At 69.5% G+C, this 18467-nt stretch carries 12 protein-coding genes; 4 read left to right on the forward strand and 8 right to left on the reverse strand.

Annotated elements, in window-relative coordinates:
• Positions 1–578: DUF1631 family protein (locus GRF61_RS05115; RefSeq protein ID WP_169149630.1), on the reverse strand; the 578-nt coding region annotated here is incomplete at its 3' end.
• 202 nt (positions 579–780) lie between these two features.
• Between GRF61_RS05115 and GRF61_RS05120 the strand changes: the two genes are divergently transcribed.
• The gene (locus GRF61_RS05120) at positions 781–4863 is read left to right on the forward strand and encodes a CHASE domain-containing protein (protein ID WP_169149631.1); all 4083 of its coding nucleotides are present in this window, start codon (positions 781–783) and stop codon (positions 4861–4863) included.
• A complete protein-coding gene (locus tag GRF61_RS05125) occupies positions 4829–5830 on the forward strand; it encodes an HD domain-containing phosphohydrolase (protein ID WP_169149632.1) in 1002 nt (333 codons plus the stop codon). The genes GRF61_RS05120 and GRF61_RS05125 overlap by 35 nt, the downstream gene beginning before the upstream one ends.
• Before the next feature lie 48 nt (positions 5831–5878).
• Here GRF61_RS05125 and GRF61_RS05130 read toward each other — a convergent pair whose 3' ends face one another.
• Positions 5879–6772 carry a LysR family transcriptional regulator gene (locus tag GRF61_RS05130; protein WP_169149633.1) on the reverse strand — a complete coding sequence of 298 codons (894 nt, stop codon included), beginning with the start codon at positions 6770–6772 and terminating at the stop codon, positions 5879–5881.
• A gap of 64 nt (positions 6773–6836) precedes the next feature.
• Here GRF61_RS05130 and GRF61_RS05135 point away from each other — a divergent pair, with 64 nt between their 5' ends.
• Together GRF61_RS05135 and GRF61_RS05140 are read left to right on the forward strand one after the other, a co-directional pair.
• Entirely contained in the window at positions 6837–8339 is a 1503-nt protein-coding gene (locus tag GRF61_RS05135; protein WP_169149634.1) for an MFS transporter, read from the forward strand.
• 88 nt (positions 8340–8427) lie between these two features.
• Positions 8428–9366 carry a DMT family transporter gene (locus GRF61_RS05140; protein WP_169149635.1) on the forward strand — a complete coding sequence of 313 codons (939 nt, stop codon included), beginning with the start codon at positions 8428–8430 and terminating at the stop codon, positions 9364–9366.
• On the opposite strand, the gene GRF61_RS05145 is transcribed toward GRF61_RS05140, so the two are convergent.
• The 6 genes from GRF61_RS05145 to GRF61_RS05170 all read right to left on the reverse strand — a co-directional run bounded on the left by GRF61_RS05145 (position 9332) and on the right by GRF61_RS05170 (position 18299).
• A complete protein-coding gene (locus tag GRF61_RS05145; RefSeq protein ID WP_169149636.1) occupies positions 9332–10531 on the reverse strand; it encodes an MFS transporter in 1200 nt (399 codons plus the stop codon). The genes GRF61_RS05140 and GRF61_RS05145 overlap by 35 nt on opposite strands.
• A 309-nt stretch (positions 10532–10840) precedes the next feature.
• On the reverse strand, positions 10841–13003 hold the full coding sequence (locus tag GRF61_RS05150) for a PQQ-dependent dehydrogenase, methanol/ethanol family (RefSeq protein ID WP_169149637.1): 2163 nt from the start codon (positions 13001–13003) through the stop codon (positions 10841–10843).
• Positions 13004–13070: 67 nt separating this feature from the next.
• Positions 13071–14531: an aldehyde dehydrogenase family protein gene (locus tag GRF61_RS05155; protein WP_169149638.1), complete on the reverse strand. Its 1461-nt coding sequence runs from the start codon at positions 14529–14531 to the stop codon at positions 13071–13073.
• A gap of 81 nt (positions 14532–14612) precedes the next feature.
• Entirely contained in the window at positions 14613–15629 is a 1017-nt protein-coding gene (locus GRF61_RS05160) for a transporter (RefSeq protein WP_248281117.1), read from the reverse strand.
• Between the two features lie 186 nt (positions 15630–15815).
• Positions 15816–16769, reverse strand: coding sequence for a helix-turn-helix domain-containing protein (locus tag GRF61_RS05165; RefSeq protein WP_169149639.1), 954 nt, complete (start codon positions 16767–16769; stop codon positions 15816–15818).
• Positions 16770–17084: 315 nt separating this feature from the next.
• The gene (locus GRF61_RS05170) at positions 17085–18299 is read right to left on the reverse strand and encodes an MFS transporter (RefSeq protein WP_169149640.1); all 1215 of its coding nucleotides are present in this window, start codon (positions 18297–18299) and stop codon (positions 17085–17087) included.
• Positions 18300–18467: the final 168 nt, after the last annotated feature.

Raw genomic sequence — 18467 nt, forward strand, 5'->3', positions numbered from 1 at the left:
GTGCCGCTCTGGTGGCCACGGCCGACCGCGGGCAGGTCCAGGCCGCTTTCCAGCAGGCGATCGTTCAGCTCGCGGTAGAAAGTGCGCAGGCGGCGGCCCAGCGGCTCCAGGGCGGTGGAGAGGAAGGCGGAGCGCTTCTCGCCGCTCAGGTCGATGCTGTCGCACAGCGCGCGCAGGCCGCGGCAGGCGGTCTCCGGGCCGACCGGGATCTGTTCTTCCGCCGCATCCGTCTGCTCCAGCAGCACGAGATAGGCTGCGTGCAGGGGCGTCAGCTCGCTGCTGCAGCGGTCACGCAGGCGGCGGGCGAGGTCGGTGAGCTCGATGGTGAACTCGAGGTCGTCCTCGTGCACCAGGCTGATGCGGGAGGCGGTGAGGCCGTGGGCGGCGGAAAAGCTCTGGCGGTCGCGGAAGCCGGCCAGCTCGTCGTGGCAGGCGCCGGCTGCCTCGGTGATGGCGGCCAGTTCCACCGGCCGGCCGTGGCCGACGTCCTTGGCGAATTCGCTGAGGGTCTCAAGCAGGCCTGCCCGGAATTCGGCAACGAGGCGGGCGGAGAGGGTATTACCGGCGGCTTGGCTCATCGATGTTCTATGGCAGGCGAGGCCTGCATTGTGCCGCGCCCGGGCGCCGGCCGCGAGCCGGTGGCGACGATGCTCCGCGCGGCGTGAGCTGTTTCGCGCGGCACCGACGAACGATGTTGCATGGCATGCACCGGCTTTGCTTGAATGAGCGTGTCTATGCAGACCGGGTGGCTAAGCCCAGCCCCCGCTCCTGGAGCTGAGGATGCCGCAGGATCGTCGCCCCGCGCAGGCCGCCGCCGTCGTGTTCGTTCTCTTCCTGCTCATCGGCCTGGGGGCGGGGGAGCATCTTGCCCGCAGCAACCGCGAGCACGAGCAGGCGCGCTTCGACGTGGTGAGGGACTGGGTGATCCGCGAGATCGCGGAGCGCTTCACCCGCTACGAGTACGGCTTGCGCGGCGCGCGCGGGGCGCTGATCGCCGCCGGGCCGGAGGCCATCACCAGTCAGCGCTTCCACGCCTACATCGAATCCCGTGACCTACCCAGGGAGTTCCCCGGCGCCCGCGGCTATGGCTTCATCCGACGGGTGCCGCGGGCCGAAGAGGCGGCCTACGTGGCGCGTGTTCGCGCGAATCATCGACCCAACTTCACTATCAGCCAGTTCGCGCCGCACGTAGGGGATCGCTTCGTCATCGAGTTCCTCGAGCCGGAACGCGACAACTGGCAGGCGATCGGCCTGGACATCGCCTCGGAGCTGAACCGCCGGCAAGCGGCGCTGACGGCCGTGCTGCAGAACGCGCCGGTGCTGACCCACCCCATAGAGCTGGTGCAGGCCCAGGGCGAGCGGCAAGGGGGCTTCCTGCTGCTGCTGCCGGTTTACCGCAGCAACGCGCCCTCCCTCGCCACGCCGGAAGAGCGCTGGCAGTACCTGGAGGGGTGGGCCTATGCGCCGCTGAGCGTTCACGAAGTCATGGGCGAGTTCGAGGACCTGTTTTCCGGCTTCACCTTTGCCCTCTACGACCTCGACTATGCCGAGCCGCCGCAGCGCTTCTACGCCTACGGGGCGCGGGAGGAGGTGGTGGAAGGGCTGGAAAGCCGCACGCAGACCAGCGTGTTCGGCCGGCAGTGGATGGTGGAGGTGAGAGCCACGCCCGCCTTCATCGAATCCCTCAACCTGAGCGATCCGGCGGAGCTGAGGGGCGGGGTGATAGGCGGCGGCGCGGTGCTGGCGGTGCTGGCCTACACCCTGCTGGCGAGCAGGCGGGGAAAGCGGCGCGCGGCGATGGAGCAGGGCCGGCTCGCCGCCATCGTGCGCAGCGCCAGCGACGCCATCGTCGGTACCGACCTGGAAGGCCGGGTCACCTCCTGGAACGATGCCGCGCGGACGATGTTCGGCTACGACGCGAGCGAGGTGATCAACACGCCGCTGGACGAGCTCATCCTGCCCGCGGATCGCCAGGCGGAAGCGGCTCGGCAGATGGCCCTGGTGGGCGCCGGCGAGCGGGTGCCGCATTGCCGCACGCAGCGGCGGCGGCGCGACGGTACCCTCGTCGAGGTGCTGCTCTCGGTGTCGCCGATACGGGGCGAGGGCGACAGCATCCTGGGCGCGGCAATGGTGCTCACCGACATCGGCGAGCGCAGCCGGCTCGAATCCCAGCTGGAGCGCTCGCTGGCGCGCATGCGCATCGCGGTGGAGTCGGCCGCCCTCGGCATCTGGGAATGGGATCTCGCCAGCGGACGCACCACCTGGGACGAACGCATGCTCGAACTGTACGAGACCTCGGAGGACGAGGCGGCCGGCCAGCACCTGGCGCTGTGGCGTACCCGGGTGCATCCGGACGACGTCGCGCGCGCCGAGGCCGAGTTGATGCGCCATATCCACGGCGAAACGGAGGGCTATGTCTCTTCGTTCCGGGTAGTGCTGCCCGATGGGAGCGTCCGCTTCATCGACGCAGCCGGCCTGCTTGAGCGGGATGCCTCGGGGCAGCCGGTGCACTGCGTGGGCTTCAATCGCGACGTGACCGGCGAACGCATCGCCGTGCTGCGGATGCGGGAGCTGAACACCGAACTGGAGGCGCAGGTGCTGGAGCGCACCGGCGAGCTCAATAACGCTTTGGCCGCGGCTGAACATGCCAACCGGGCGAAGTCCGAATTCCTGGCCAACATGAGCCACGAAATCCGCACGCCGATGAACGCCATCCTCGGCTTCGCCTATCTGTTGCAGCAGCAGATCCTGCCGCCGGAGGCGAAGGGCATGCTGGCCAAACTGGACCAGGCTGGCAGGAATCTGTTGGGCATCATCAACGATATCCTGGACTTCTCGAAGATCGAGGCCGGCAGGATGAACGTGGAGCAGGTGGAGTTCTCCCTGTCCGAAGTGCTGGATGGCCTGGCCGGCATCATGACCGCCGCGGTGGGCCACAAGACCCTGGAGGTGCTGATCGGTGGTGTTCCGCCGGATGCCGAGCGGCTGGTCGGCGATCCGCTGCGGCTGGGCCAGGTGCTGATCAATCTGGCGGGGAATGCGATCAAGTTCACCGAGTCCGGCGAAGTCGTTGTCCGGGTAAAGGAAGTGCAGCGCAGTGAGAGCGAGCGCCAGTTGCGCCTGCGCTTCTCGGTGCGGGACACCGGTATCGGCATCGCGCCCGAGCAACTGGAGTTGATCTTCGCCGCTTTCTCCCAGGCCGACAGCTCCACCACCCGGCGCTATGGCGGCACCGGCCTGGGGCTGAGCATCAGCCGCCGGCTGGTCGAACTGATGGGTGGCAGGCTCGAAGTCGTCAGCGAGCCTGGCCGGGGCAGCGAGTTCGCCTTCACCCTTCCCTTCCGCCTGCCGGAGAACGCCGCGCTGCCTGCACCGGACCGGCGCCAGTGGTCGATCCTGGTGGTCGATGATCATGCCGGCGCCCGCTCCATGCTGAGCGAGATCGCCGAGTACCAGGGCTGGCAGGCCGACGTCGTCGCCAGTGGCAATGAGGCGGTGCGCAGGGTGGTGGAGCAGGGCATGCGCAAATACGATCTCTGCCTGATCGATCTCACCATGCCCGGCATGAGTGGCGCCGAGACGGCGAGGGCGCTGCGCCGGCTCGCGCCGGAAGCCTGTCCGCCTATCGCCCTGATGGTCACTGCACAGGAGCGGGAGGACTTTCCCGCGGACAGGTTGAGCAAGATCGCCGAGGCCGTCCTGACCAAGCCGGTCAGCGGTTCCGCGCTGTACAACCTCATGCTGGAGCTCGCCGGGCCGCAGGCAATGCTTGTCCTGCCCGAGGCCCCTGCCACCCAGGGTCTGCAAGGCGTGCGCATCCTGGTGGTGGACGACAGCGAGATCAACCGGGAAGTGGCCCGGCAGATACTCGGTGCCGAAGGGGCGGACATCCTGCTCGCCGCCAATGGTTCGGAAGCGCTGCGCATCCTGGGAGAAGCCCAGCCCCCGGTCGAGTTGGTGCTGATGGATGTGCAGATGCCTACCATGGATGGCTATACCGCCACCCGCCACATCCGCGAAACGCCGGGGCTGGAGCACCTTCCGGTGATCGCGCTGTCGGCCGGGGTGTTCGAGGCCGAGCGGGCAGCCGCGCTGGCGGCGGGCATGGATGCCTTCGTCGCCAAGCCCTTCCACGTGCCCCATCTGCTGGAAGTCATCCGCCGCTACCTCCTGTTGCCGGGCTGCGAGGGCTTGCCGGCGGGCACGCCGCCCGGCGCACCGGCACGCAAGGCCGGCGAAGTGCCGCTGCTGGATGTGGCCGAGGGCCTCCGCCGCTGGCGGGATATCGACGCCTTCCACCGCAGCCTGGCCCTGTTCCTGGATAGACATGGTGGCGATGCCCAGGCCCTGGCGGCAGCCGCTGCCGCGGGCCGGAACCTGGAAGCCGCCGCCATCGCTCACCGGCTTCGTGGTGCCGCGGGTGCGCTCTCTCTCTGGGCGCTGGCACAACTGGCGGAAGCAACGGAAACCACTTTCAGACAGGACGATGCGCAAGGCGATGAGGCGGAGAGCTTGCGAGCGTGTTTCGCAAGCACATCCCTTGCGGTGGCCGCATACCTGGGTGGCTCGGTGGGCAGCAGCACCGCCGCGGCGCCGGACTCCGTCTCGCCGGAAATCGTGGCGGCCTTGCTGCGGGAACTGGACAGCGATGATCCGGAGAAGATCGAGAGCATGCTCGACCATGTCCAGACTCGCCTGCCCGGCCCCTTGCTGCGGCTTTTACGTGCCGCGGTGCTGGCCTACGATTTCAGAGAAGCGGAGCGCTGTCTGAAGCGCTGGGCGGGCGGTGCGGAAGAAGCCGATCCGCCAGGGAGAGGAGACGAAGAGAATGTACCGCAGACCGATTCTGTGCGTGGACGATGAGCCCGCCAACCTGGACCTGATGCGGGCCGTCCTGGGCAAGGACAACCGCCTGGTCTGTGCCAACGGCGGCGAGGCTGCCCTCGCTGCCGCGGCGAAGCACCGTCCGGCGCTGATCCTGCTGGATGTCGAAATGCCCGGCATGGATGGCTACCAGGTCGCGGGCCGGCTGAAGGCGGACCCAGCCACCAAGGAGATCCCCATCATCTTCGTCACTTCCCGCAACGCGCCTTGTGACGAGGAGGCCGGCTTTGCCGTGGGTGGCGTGGATTACATCGGCAAGCCGTTCAACCCCCGGCTGCTCGTCGCCCGGGTGCGTACCCATGTGTCGCTGGTGCGGGCCGCCGAACTGGAGGTCAGCTATCGTGATGCCATTGCCATGCTGGGTGAGGCGGGGCACTACAACGACAGCGACACCGGCGTGCATATCTGGCGCATGGCCGCATTCAGCCGCAGCCTGGCGCAGGCGCTGGGATGGCTGGAGGGCGATGCCGCCCTGCTGGAGCTGGCCGCGCCCATGCACGATACCGGCAAGATCGGTATTCCCGACTCCATCCTGAAAAAGCCAGGGCCGCTGGATGCGGATGAATGGCTGGTCATGAAGACTCACCCAGTCATCGGCCACCAGATCCTCAGCAAGAGCAAGGCGCCCCTGTTCCGTCTGGCCGCGGAGGTTGCGCTGTACCACCACGAGCGCTGGGACGGCAGTGGTTACCCGGAGGGGCTGGCGGGTGAGGCCATCCCGGAGTCGGCCCGCATCGTCGCGGTGGCGGATGTGTTCGACGCGCTGACGATGAAGCGCCCCTACAAGGAGGCCTGGCCGATGGACAAGGTGATCCAGACGCTGCGCGAACTCAGCGGCAGCCACCTGGATGCGCGCATGGTGTCCATCTTCCTCGGCATCATGCCGGAGGTGGAGGAGATCAGGGCGCGGTGGGAGCAACGTGAGCAGGAGGCGGCAGAAGGCTGATGCATTGCCGCAGTCAGGGCGGGTGAGGGCGCAAGCAGCCTGGCGTTTTCACGCCGGCAGCAGCAGGCGCTCTATCGCCTCCATGAACACCCGGGTTCGCGCCGGCACCAGGCCGCGGGCGGGCAGGAAAGCGTAGATCCGCAGCGGGTTGGGCGTGTATGCCGGCAGCAGCGGCACCAACTGGCCGGTGGCCAGCTCGCCGCGGCAGAAGGCGGCGGCGAGCAGGGTGGCGCCGCGGCCGGCGAGTGCGGCCTGCAGGCGTAGCGCGGCATTGGTGGTGCGCAGCGGGCCGCGCGGCTGTATCGCGTGCTCGCGGCCGGCACCGTCGCGGAACAGCCAGCGGGTTTCGCCCAGCATGCTGATGCAGGGCCAATGGGCGAGGTCGGCCACCTTCCCCGGCGCTCCGTAGCGGCGCACCAGCTCCGGCGTGGCGTAGAGGCCGCGGGCGACGGTGTAGACGCGGCGGGCGATGCGCGGCGAATCCGGCAGGCTGTCGCCGGTGGCGACGAAGGCGAGGTCGTACTGCGGGCCAGGCGCATCCAGCGTGCCCACCCGCACATCCAGCTCTATCTCCAGCCCTGGGTGCTGGCCCAGCACCTCGTTCACCACTTCGCCCAGCTGCAACACGCCGAACTCGTAGGGGGTGGAAATGCGCAGCACGCCGCGGGCCTCGTCGCGGGCGTCACCCGCTTCGGCGGCAACGCCGTCCAGGCGCTCGAACAGCGGCGCCACCTGCTCGCGCAATCGTTCGCCTTGTTCGGTCAGTGCCAGCCGCCGGGTGCTGCGCTCCAGCAGGCGCTGGCCGAGGCGGCGTTCCAGCCGCGCCACCGCATAGCTCACAGAAGACTTGGGCAGGCCCAGCTGCTCGGCGGCGCGGGTGAAGCTGCCCAGTTGGGCGACGGCGGCGAAGGCATACCAATCGTTCCAGTCGTTTGTTCGCATAAATGAACGAAGTGTCCATGCAAGGATATTTATCCAATGATACGCACAATGTAAATTGCGCCACATGCCCCCTTCCAACGATGCCCTCTCCGTCCCGCTGCCGCCCGCCCGGGCGGTATTGCTCTCTGCCCACCCGGATTTCCGGCCGCTGCGGGTGTATGCCTTCGGCGCCACCCTCGGTCTGGTGGCCGGGCTGGACTTCGTCGCCACCATCCTGATCGCCATGGCCGGCGTGCAAGTGCAGCAGGGCCTGGGCGTTGCGCCGCAGGATTTCCTCTGGGCGCTGACCGCCTACGCCGCCGCCGCGGTGATGGCCAACCTGGTGCTGGTGCGGGTGGCCGGCCACCTGAGCTATCGCCGCTTCACCCTGATCGCGCTGCTGTTGTTCATCGCCGGTGCGCTGGGCTGCGCGGCGGCGGATTCGCTGCCGGCGCTGGCGGCGGCGCGCACGGTGCAGGGCCTGGGGGGCGGCGGGCTGTTCGCCGCCTCGCGCATCCTGGCGCAGTACGCCTCGCGGCCGCAGGAGCGCATCTCGCTGTTCTGGGGCTTCGGCCTGGCCAACTTCGCCCTGGTGGCGATCACGCCCTGGCTGGCCGGCGTGCTGATGGCGGCCCACGGTTGGCACACCATGTTCTTGCTGCAGGCCGGGCTGGCACTGCCGCTGCTGCCGCTGGTGGCCTGGCTGTATCCCAAGGTGGAGGCACGGCCGCATGCGCCCATCGGCAAGCTCGATTGGGCGGGCGTGTTCGCCTTCGCCGTCGGCGCGCTGCTGTTGGTGCATGCGCTGGAGCATTTGCGCTATCTGTCCCTGGCCGAGCTGCCGGTGCTGGCGGCCTACTTCTGCGCCGGTGCGGTGCTGCTGATGGTGGTGATGCGGCGCTTCCACCGCCACCCGGACCCCTGGCTGGATCCGCGCCGGCTGGCCAGCCGGCGTTACCTGGTGGGGCTGGCCTTCTACGCGCTGTTCTACCTCGTCAGCGGCAGCTGGAATTTCCTCGTGCCGGCCTTCCTCTCCGAAGGCCTGGGCTTCGGCCTGCAGACGGTGGGCGGCCTGCTGTCGCTGGGCGGGCTGGTGTCGGTGCTGGCGGTCATCGTCTTCCATCTGGCGCTGCCGAAGATCATGCGCAAGCGCCGCTACATCGCGCTGGGCTACATCGGCCTGGGTTCGGCCTTCCTGCTGATGGCGCTGGCGGCGCAGCCGGGCGCCGGGCCGCTGGCGGTGCTGCCGGCCATCCTGCTGCAGGGGGCGATGCCGGCCCTGGCGCTGCTGCAGGTGGCGCTGATGACCTTCGTCGACATGCCCACCGAGGATTTCGCCCACGCCTACGCTTTCAAGAGCATCGTGCGCGAGATCGTCAATGCGCTGGGCACCGGCCTCGCCGTGCTGCAGTTGCACCACGCCACCGCGGCGGTGAAGCTGGAGCTGAGCGCGGCCAGCGGCGGCGTGGCCGAGGGCTTGCTGCAGCACACCGCGGTGACGCTGGCCGCCGGCGACATGCTGGCCTGGCTTGCCGGCGCCTGCGTGCTGATCGCCGCGCTGGCGGTGGCGCAGCGCACGCTGAAGTAGGCGGCATGCGCGGCGGCGCCCGGCTGGCTTGTGCCGGCGGGGCCGGCGGTGGCTTAATCCGCCATCGCATGGCAGGGCAGGGAAGGGAATGGGATCGCAGCAGGGCAAGCCGGCCGTTGGCAACTCGGGAGCGGCGCTGGGGCTGACCTACGCGGTGCTCGGCGCGGTCGGCTTCTCCTTCAAGGCCATTTTGGTCAAGCTCTCCTACCGCCACGGCGTGGATGCGGAGACGCTGCTGGCGCTGCGCATGGCGTTCTCGCTGCCTTTCTTCATCGCCATGGGCGTGCTCGCCGGGCGGCGCGCGGCGCATCCGCTGAGCGGCCGCGACTGGGGCTGGATGGCGGCACTCGGCCTGTTCGGCTACTACCTCGCCAGCTACCTGGATTTCCTCGGGCTGGACTACATTTCCGCCGCGCTGGAGCGGCTCATCCTCTTCCTCTACCCGACGCTGGTGATCCTGCTGTCGGCGCTCTTCCTCGGCAAGCGGCCGAGCGCGCGCATGCTGTGGGCTTTGCTGGTGTGCTACCTCGGCATCGCGCTGGCAGTGGGGCACGACCTCAAGGTGGCCGGCGATGCGCACGAGGTGACGCTGGGCTGCCTGCTGGTGTTCGGCAGCGCGCTGAGCTACGCGCTTTACCTGATGGGCAACGGCGAGGTGGTCGGCCGGCTGGGCTCGGCCCGCGTCACCGCCTGTGCTTCCGGCTTCGCCTGCCTCTTCAGCCTGGCGCAGTTCCTGGTGCTGCGACCGCTGGACCTGCTGTTCGCCCAGGCCTGGCAGGTGTATGCGCTGTCGCTGGCGATGGCGGTGTTCAGCACGGTGGCGCCGGTGTGGATGGTGTCGGAGGCAATACGCCGGCTGGGCGCCGGGCCGGTGTCGCTCACCGGCACGCTGGGGCCGGCGGTCACCATCCTGCTCGGCTGGCTGATGCTGGACGAGCGCATCGGCCTGGTTCAGCTCGCCGGCACCGCGATGGTGATCGCCGGCGTGCTCATCATGGCGCGCCAGCCGCGCCCGGCGCTGGCCTGAGGGCGCCGCCGGCGGCCAGATCGCGGCGCTCCAGCCGGTAGGCGTAAATGCTGAACATCAGGCCGGCCAGCGCCAGCACCGCGCCCACCCAGGGAATATCGTCGTAGCCCAGGCCGTGGGTGATCGCCAGCCCGCCCAGCCAGGCGCCGATGGCGTTGCCGAGGTTGAACGCGCCCTGGTTCACCGTGGAGGCGAGGTTGGGCGCGCCGGCGGCCTCGTTCACCACCCGCATCTGCAGCGGCGAGATGAGCGCGAAGTCGGCCATGCCCCAGGCGAACACCAGCGCCACCGCCAGCCAGGGCACATGGCTGCCCCAGGACAGCAGGCACAGCACCGCGATGACGGCGACGAAGGTGCCGATCACCGCCGGCATCAGCCGCCAGTCGGCCAGCTTGCCGCCGAGCAGGTTGCCGATGGTGAGGCCGCCGCCGAACACCAGCAGCACCAGGGTCACATCCTGCGCGGAGAAGCCGCTCACCTCGCGCAGCAGCGGGGCGATGTAGGTGAACACCGAGAACAGGCTGGCGGAGGAGAGCACGCTGATCACCATCGCCAGCAGCACCTGCGGCCGGCGTAGCTCGCGCATCTCGCCGAGCAGGCCGCGGCTGCTGCCGGCGCCCAGGTTGCGCGGCAGCCAGGCGTACAGCGCCACCGCGGCGGCACAGCCGATGGCGGTGACCGCCCAGAAGGTGGCGCGCCAGCCGGCGTGCTGGCCCAGCAGGGTGCCCAGCGGCACGCCCAGCACATTGGCCAGCGTCAGCCCGGTGAACATCATCGCGATGGCCTGCGCCCGCCGGTTGGGCGCCACCAGGCCGGCGGCCACCACCGCGCCCAGGCCGAAGAAGGCGCCGTGGCAGAAGGCGGTGAGCACCCGCGCCGCCATCAGCCAGCCATAGCCCGGCGCCAGCGCGCACAACAGGTTGCCGACGATGAACATGCCTACCAGCGCGAGCAGGGCGCGGCGGCGGTCGGCGCGGGAGATCATCACCGCCAGGATGGGGGCGCCGATGACCACGCCCAGGGCGTAGCCGGACACCAGCAGGCCGGCGGCGGGAATGGTGACGCCGAGGTCGGCGGCGACCTCGGGCAGCAAGCCCATGATGACGAATTCGGTGGTGCCGATGCCGAAGGAGGCGGCGGCGAGGGCGAGCAGAGGCAGAGGCATTGGGGCGTCGGGGGGAGAAAAAAGCCGCCTGGCGAGGGACGCCGGCGGCCAGTTCTTAGGGCAAGGCTGTTTTTTGGACTGCGCTGCTGGACTGCGTGAGGGCACTACGGTGAGAACGCTGCAGCACCGGAGGAGAGGGAGCAGTGCTGCGGGAGGAATTCTACGTTGCCGGGCTGGTGCGATTCCGCCGCGGCGGCTTTGAAATTTCTTATCCGGCCATAGAGAAGGGAGAGCGCGGCAAGGAAAAACGGGACGCCGTGGCGTCCCGTTTCCTTTCTGCGCGGCCGCAGCGGCTGGTTTCTCCGCGGCTTACTTGGCCGCCGGCTGGCTGCCTTCGGCCTTGGCCTTGTCCAGCTCGGCCTTGAGGTCGTGGGCGCGCTTGATCACGTACTGGTGAATCATCTCCATGTGCTCCGGCAGCATGGCGTTGGCGAAGGGCGGCATGCCCTTGTCGGCGCGGGCGCCGGCGACGATGGCGTTGAATTGCGCATGGGTGTCGGCGCTGAGGTAGCGCAGGTCGGGCACCACGCCGCCGCTCACCGCGTTGAGGCCGTGGCAGTTGGCGCAGTAGCCGTTGAACAGCATGCGCGCCATCGGCATCTTGTCCGCCTCCAGTGTCACCGGCGGCGGCGGGGGCAGCGGCAGGGTGTCGAACTTGGCCGGCGGCAGCGTGGCCTTGCCGCCGATCTTGTAGGTGAGGATGCGCGATTCCGGCTTCACCTTGGCCGCCAGCGACAGCGGGCCGAGGATGCGCGGGAAGGTGCCGCCCCAGCCGGCCATGAAGGTGACGTACTGCTCGCCCTTCACCTCGAAGGTCACCGGCCCGGCCATCACGCCGGTGTTGGCCGGCGACTGCCACAGCAGCTTGCCGCTGTCCGCGGCGTAGGCCACCACCCGGCCGTCGGCGGTGCCCTGGAACACCAGGTTGCCGGCAGTGGCGAGCGTGCCGCCGTTGTAAATGGTGCGGTAGTCCTGGCTCCAGCGCACTTCCTGCTTCACCGGGTCCCAGGCCAGCAGGCGGCCGCGCCAGGACTGGCTGATCTGCTCGACGACGGCCGGGTCTTCCGGCAGGTCGGGCACGTTGAGGCCGATGTTCACCACCGCCTTGCTGGGCAGGAACAGCGGCTCTTTCTGCGCTTCGAGGCCGGCGGCGGTTTCCTGCGCCGGCAGGTAGACCAGGCCGGTATCCGGGCTGAAGGACATCGGGTGCCAGTTGTGGCCGCCGATGATGGCGGGCGAAATCAGCTTGGCTTCCTTGGCGTAGTCGGCGTCCGGCAGCATCACCGGCCGGCCGGTGGCGAGGTCGATGTGGCTGGCCCAGTTCACCGGCACGAAGTTCTTCGCCGAGATGAGCTTGCCGTTGGTCCGGTCGAGCACGTAGAAGAAGCCGTTCTTCGGCGCTTGCATCAGCACCTTGCGCAGCTTGCCGTCGATCTTGATGTCGGCCAGCGTCATCTGCTGGGCGGCGGTGAAGTCCCAGCGGTCGGCGGGCGTGGTCTGGTAGTGCCAGATGTACTTGCCGGTGTCGGGGTTGAGCGCCACCACCGACGACAGGAACAGGTTGTCGCCCTTGCCCTCGCTGCGGAACTGGTAGTTGAAGGGCGAGCCGTTGCCGACGCCGATGTAGAGCTGGTTCAGCTCCGGGTCGTAGGACATGGAGTCCCACACCGTGCCGCCGCCGCCCCACTTGATCCAGCCATCGCCGAACCAGGTCTTGAGCGCCATCGCCATGGCGTCGTCTTCCGGCGGCAGCTTGGGGTCGCCCGGCACGGTGAAGAAGCGCCAGGCCTGCTTGCCGGTTTCGGCGTCATAGGCGGTGACGTAGCCGCGCACGCCGAATTCGGCGCCGCCGTTGCCGATCAGCACCTTGCCTTTGACGATGCGCGGCGCGCCGGTGATGGTGTAGCTCTTGGCGTGGTCGAGCACGGTATCCACCGTCCACACCGGCGTGCCCTTGGCGGCGTCGAGGGCGACCAGGCGACCGTCGAAGGTGCCGACGTAGACCTTGCCCTTCCACACCGCCACGCCACGGTTCACCGGCCCGCAGCAGCCTTCGCCGGCCATGGGGCGCGGCACTTCCGGGTCGTACTTCCACAGCAGCTTGCCGGTGGCGGCTTCCAGCGCATAGACCACGCTGAAGGGGCCGGTGGTGTACATGACGCCATCGACGACGATGGGCGTGGCTTCCACCCCCATGTCGATGTCCAGCTTGTGGGTCCAGGCCAGGCCCAGCCTGTCCACGTTGCCGTCGTTGATCTGCTTCAGCGGCGAGTAGCGCTTCTCGTCGTAGCCGCGGCCGTGGGACAGCCAGTTGCCGGCTTCGCCGCCTTTGGCGACTTTCTCGATGCGCTTGCCGTCCACGTTCGCCGGGCCGGCGAGGGCGCCGCCGGCGAGGCCGGCGAGGACGAGGGTGGCGAGGGTGTGGCGCAGGCGGGCGCGCGGGAGGGAGCGGGGTTTGAGCGTGCGTGTCATGGTCTTGTTTTTCCGTTGGGGGCGCCGGCGCTGGGCCGGCGGGAGCGGGGCGCGGGTGCCGCCGGGTTTACATCACCAGAGACACCACCTTTTCTTCGGTGTAGGCATCCAGCGCCAGGCGGGAGAGGTCGCGGCCGACGCCGGAGTCCTTGTAGCCGCCCCAGGGCAGGCGGGCGTCCAGCGGGCTCCAGCCGTTGATGGCAACGGCGCCGACGCGCAGCTTCGGCGCCAGCGTGTGGGCGCGGACGACGTCCTGCGTCCACAGCGAGGCGGAGAGGCCGAAGGGGGTGTCGTTGGCCAGCCTCACCGCTTCCTCGTCGCTGTCGAACGGCACCACCACGCCAACCGGGCCGAAGATTTCCTCGCGCATGATGCGCATCTCCGGCGTGCCGCCAGCGAACACCGTGGGGCGGACGAAGAAGCCGCTGTCCGGCAGCGCCTCGCCGCCGGCCACCAGCGAGGCGCCTTCGGCGATGCCGCTCTGGATCAGGCTGGCGACGCGGTCGCGGTGGCGGGCGTTGATCAGCGCGCCCATGCGGGTGTTGGCGTCCAGCGGGTCGCCCAGGGTGACCGACTTGGCCGCGCCGGCGAGCGCGCCGACGACGTCGTCGTAGCGGCTGCGATGCACCAGGATGCGGGTGCCGGCGGCGCAGGTCTGGCCCTGGTTCACGAACAGGCCCATGGCCACGCCCATGATGGCGATGTTGAGGTCGGCGTCCTGGCAGATGATCTGCGGCGCCTTGCCGCCCAGCTCCAGCGTCAGGCGCTTGAACAGCGGCGCCGCCTCGCGGGCGATGATGCGGCCCACTTCGGTGCTGCCGGTGAAGCTGATCTTGTCTACGCCAGGGTGCTTCACCAGCCTGGCGCCGGCTTCCGGCCCCATGCCGTTCACCAGGTTGAACACGCCGGCCGGGAAGCCGGCCTCGGCGGCCAGCTCGGCCAGCGCGGTGAGTGCCAGCGGCGCGTCTTCAGAAGGCTTGAGCACCACGGTGCAGCCGGCCGCCAGCGCCGGCGCCAGCTTCCAGATGCCTATCATCAGCGGCGCGTTCCACGGCACGATCAGCGCCGCCACGCCGATGGCCTCGCGGATGGTGTAGTTGAGCGTCGGCCGGCCCATGAAGCCGGCGGTGGGAATCTGGCGGCCTTCCAGCTTGTCCGCCCAGCCGGCGAAGTAGCGCAGGGTGTCGATGGACATCGGCAGATCCAGCATGCGCATTTCCATCAGCGGCCGGCCCTGTTCCATCGCCAGGATATGGGCGAAGCGCTCGGCGTCGCGCGCCAGCAGGTCGGCCAGCTTGTTGAGCAGGCGGCCGCGTTCGGCGCCCGGCAGGCGCGACCATTCGCCGCCGTCGAACTGGGCGCGGGCGGCGGCTACCGCCGCATCCACGTCGGCGGCGCCGGAGTTGGCGACCTCGGCCAGCACCGCGCCGGAGGCGGGGGCGAGCTTGGGGAAGGTGGCTTTGGTGGCGGCGGCGCGCCACTCGCCGGCGATGAAGTTGCGGCTGGGGTAGGAGGTGGGTGCGGACATCGCGATTTCCTCGTCGTGGGATTGCTTGGCGGTTAACGGCGGCCGGCCCGCGCGCCGGCGGGCGGCGCGCAGGCGAGCGTCTTACTTGAAGTGATGGACGTAGCGGACCACGTAGCGCTCGCCTTCCGGCCGGTTGCGCACGTGGCTTTCCTTGTAGGCGTTGAAGAACAGGTGGTCCTGCTGGGAGAAGCTGTAGAGCACGCCGGGGCCGATGCCGAAGACCTGTTCCTTGCTGCCGGACACCGCATGGCCGTTCACCTCGGTCTCGGTGATCTGCTTCAGCCAGTAGCCGTTGATGCCGAGGCGCAGTTGCGGCGTCACCGCGTACTCGGTGGCGAAGTTCATGTGGAAGGCTTCGCCGGGGCGCATGTCGCGGGCGTTGGCGACGCCGTAGCCAGCATAGCCGTTGGGGTTGGGGTCGGTGTTCTTGCCGCTCCACAGGTACCAGAGGCGGGTGGACACCGTCCAGTCGGGCGTCACCCAGTAGGTGCCGGACCAGTAGGGGTTGATGGTCCAGTGGTTGGCGCCGGGATTGACGCTGCGCTTGTTGTCGTACTCGCCGGTGGGGAAGGAGACGTCGATCTCGAAGCGGTGGGCGAAGATGGGGCCGTTCTCGCCCATGATGGGCATCCACTGCAGGAAGGGGCCGACGATGAGGTCGCCGACGCCGGTGTTGCCCTTGGGCAGCGCGGCGTTGTTCAGGCCATCGTTGGTGCGGGCGTCCAGCACCGCCGGCAGCAGCAGGGTGACGCCGTAGTGGGCGCCCCACAGGGTGTCGGCCGACATCCAGATGGCCTGCGACACCAGCGAGGTGACTTCGATGTCCTGCTTGGGCAGCGGCGCGGCCTTGCCGTCCTTGTCGCGCAACTTGTCGGCGCTGTAGTACTGCAGGTACTCGGATACGTACCAGCCGGGGCCGGCCGGCGGCGCGCCGTCGATGAAGGTGGTGAGGCCGAGGTTCACCGCCGGCAGTTCGCTGGCGACAGCGGGTGCCGCCAGGCTGCATGCGGCGGCGAGCGTGGCCGCGAGGGTGGCGAGCTGGCTGGGCGTGTTGCGGGTACTGCCGGGCTGAGCGCCGGCTTGTGGTTTTGCGGGCATCGTAAGGCTCTCCGGGCGAGGCTGGGGTCGGGGGGCGGCTGCGGCTCATGCGTTGTGGGCCGCTGGGAATACCTTACGGAGCCAGGGGGCAAGCCGGCTTGCTTGTCCGTGCAGGGAACATGTCTGCGCGTGCACTGCGCGCAAATGAGGTGGTGAGCCGGGGTGGCGTGGAACGTCGTGGTGCGCTCAGCCCGGCGGGCGGCGGTCGCTGCGGTAGGCGCTGGGGCTGACGCCGAAGCGCTCGCGGAAGCTGCGGCTGAAGTGGGCGCCGTCGGCGAAGCCGTGCTCCAGCGCGATGCGGGTGATGCTGCCTTCGCCAGGACCGCCGGCGATCAAGGCCTCGCAGGCGCGCTCCAGCCGCAGGTTCTGGATGAAGGCGCGCGGCCGCAGTTCGGCGGCGGCGAAGAGGTTATACAGGCTGCGGCGCGACATGTGCAGCGCGCGGGCGATGTCGTCCGGCCCCAGCGCCGGCTCCGCCAGGTGCTGCAGCACGAAGCGGCGCGCTTCGGCCAGGCGCAGGGTGTCGCGGCGGTCGCCGCCCTGGCGCTGGTCGGCCTCCTGGCGCAGCGCGCTCTCGGTAAGCGCCAGCACCGACTCCAGCAGCGCGCGCTGGGCCAGCGGCGTCAGCCCTTCCTGCTCGCGCATGGCGCCGCGCAGGGCCAGCAAGGCAATGCGCGCCGGCCCGGCGTTGGGTCGGCAGGCGGGGCCGAGGTCGCGCGCCAGCCGCATCCAGCTCTCGGCGTTCTCGCCGGTGTAGAGCAGGGAGAAGAAGCGCGCGTCTTCGGACAGGTGCAGGGAGTAGGGGCGGCTGGCGTCGTAGAAGGTCCAGCCATCGGCCACCAGGCTGCGGTCTTCGCTGCCTTGCTGGAAGCGGCCCTGGCCGTGCAGTAGCCACAGCATCTTCACCGCCGCGACGTCGGAGGTGGCGGAATGGTGTGGCCGCCGGGTGACGCGGTGTTCGCACATGCGCACCTCGGCGGCGCGGGCGTGCTCCAGCCGGGCCCACAGCGCGCGGCCGTGGAAGGGCGTGCTGCGGGAAACCTCGAAATCCAGCGGCAGGAACAGCGATGCCACCGCCTCCCGCCAGGAGTCGTGGCGGGTTTCCTGCGTGCGGAACGCGGGAAAGGGGCGAGCATCCATGGCGGGCCTCGATGGGGTGCGGGTCTGGCCCGCGGGGCGCGGGCGGCCGAACAGTTGCCTCCTCCCGCCGCGTGTCGGTGCGGGTCCGCCTTTGCTCCGGTGCTGCCTGTCGGGTGACGGTTTTGTGAAACGGCGAGAAAACTTTAGTTACGGAAAGTTTAGCCGTCAACTAAACCCTGCGCTGCGGCAGGTTGGCGTGGCCTGCTCCCTCCGCCGTGCCGGGCTTCAAGCGCGTCCGGGTCCTGCGGCCAGGCGGAAAAAACGGGAACGGGCTCGCGCCCGTCCCCGTTCGGGACGTCTGCCCCCGCGGGCGCGTCAGCCGGCCCGGCGGCCCGCCTGCAGGCGCACCCCGAGTGCCGCCGCCGAGCTGAGGGTGGCCAGCGCCACCACGCCCATCCAGCCCCACTGCGCCAGCGCCAGGCTGCCCAGCGCCGCGCCGGTCGCCATGCCGATGAACATGCAGGTGAAGAGCAGGGCGTTGAGGCGGCTGCGAGCTGCCGGATCCAGGCCGTAGACGATGGTCTGGTGCGCCACCAGCGTGGCTTGCATGCCGAGATCGAAGCCGATCGCGCTGGCGATGATGAGGCCCAGCTGGGCTTGCGGCGGCAGCAGGAAGGACAGGCCCATCGCGGCGAAGGACAGCATCGCCAGGCCGCTGCCCAGGCGGGTGACCAGCTGCGGGCCGCGCTTGTCGGCGAGGCGGCCGGCCAGCGGTGCGGCCAGCGCGCCGGCGGCACCGGCGAGGCCGAAGGCGCCGGCAGCGGCGCTGCCGAGCTGGAAGCTGTCGTGCAGCATTACCGCCAGGGTGGACCAGAAGGCGCTGAAGCCGACCGAGATCAGGCCCTGGGCCAGTGCGGCGTAGCGCAGCGCCGGGTACTTGCTCCACAGCGCCCGCATCGAGCCCAGCAGCGCGCCGTAGCTGGCGCGGGTGGTGGGCGTGATGTGCGGCAGGCCGCGCCAGGCGGCGATACCGATGGCGGCGATGGAAACGGCCGCGATCAGGTACATCGTGCGCCAGCCGAACTGTTCGGCGACGATGCCGCTGACCACCCGCGACAGCAGGATGCCCAGCAGCAGCCCGGTCATCACCATGCCGACGATCTTGCCGCGCTGGGCCTCCGGCGCCAGCGTGGCGGCGGCGGGCACGATGTCCTGCGCCAGCGTGGCGGTGAGGCCGACGGCCAGGCTGGCGACCAGCAGCAGGCCGATGCCGGGGGCGAGGCCGCTGAGCAGCAGCGCCGCGCTGAGAATGGCGGCCTTGATGGCGATGATGATGCGGCGGTCGTAGCGGTCGCCCAGCGGCGCCAGCAGCAGGATGCCGAGCGCGTAGCCCAGGGTGGTCAGCGTCGGCACCATCCCCACGCTGCGGGCGTCGGCCTGCATGTCGGCACCCAGCACGCCCAGCATCGGCTGGCTGTAGTAGAGCGAGGCGACGCTGAGGCCGGCGCCGGTGGCGAGCAGCAGCACCAGCGAGCCGGAAATGTCACCCTTCGGCCGCGTTTCTGCATGCAGGGTTTGAATGTCGGACATGATTTACACCTGTGTTGTTTTGGCGATGGCTGGATTCTTCGCCCTTTGCTGCCGGGCTTGTAGTGGTCTGGGGCGTACAGTTGCTATACGCTGAGCGTATGAAAGCGCCGACTTCCCCCTCGTCTTCCTCTGCGCCTCCCCCCGCGCCTCAAACGCCCGCGGAAGCTG

Origin of the sequence: Azoarcus sp. TTM-91 (assembly GCF_012911025.1) — a bacterium.
Classification (GTDB): Bacteria; Pseudomonadota; Gammaproteobacteria; order Burkholderiales; family Rhodocyclaceae; genus Azoarcus.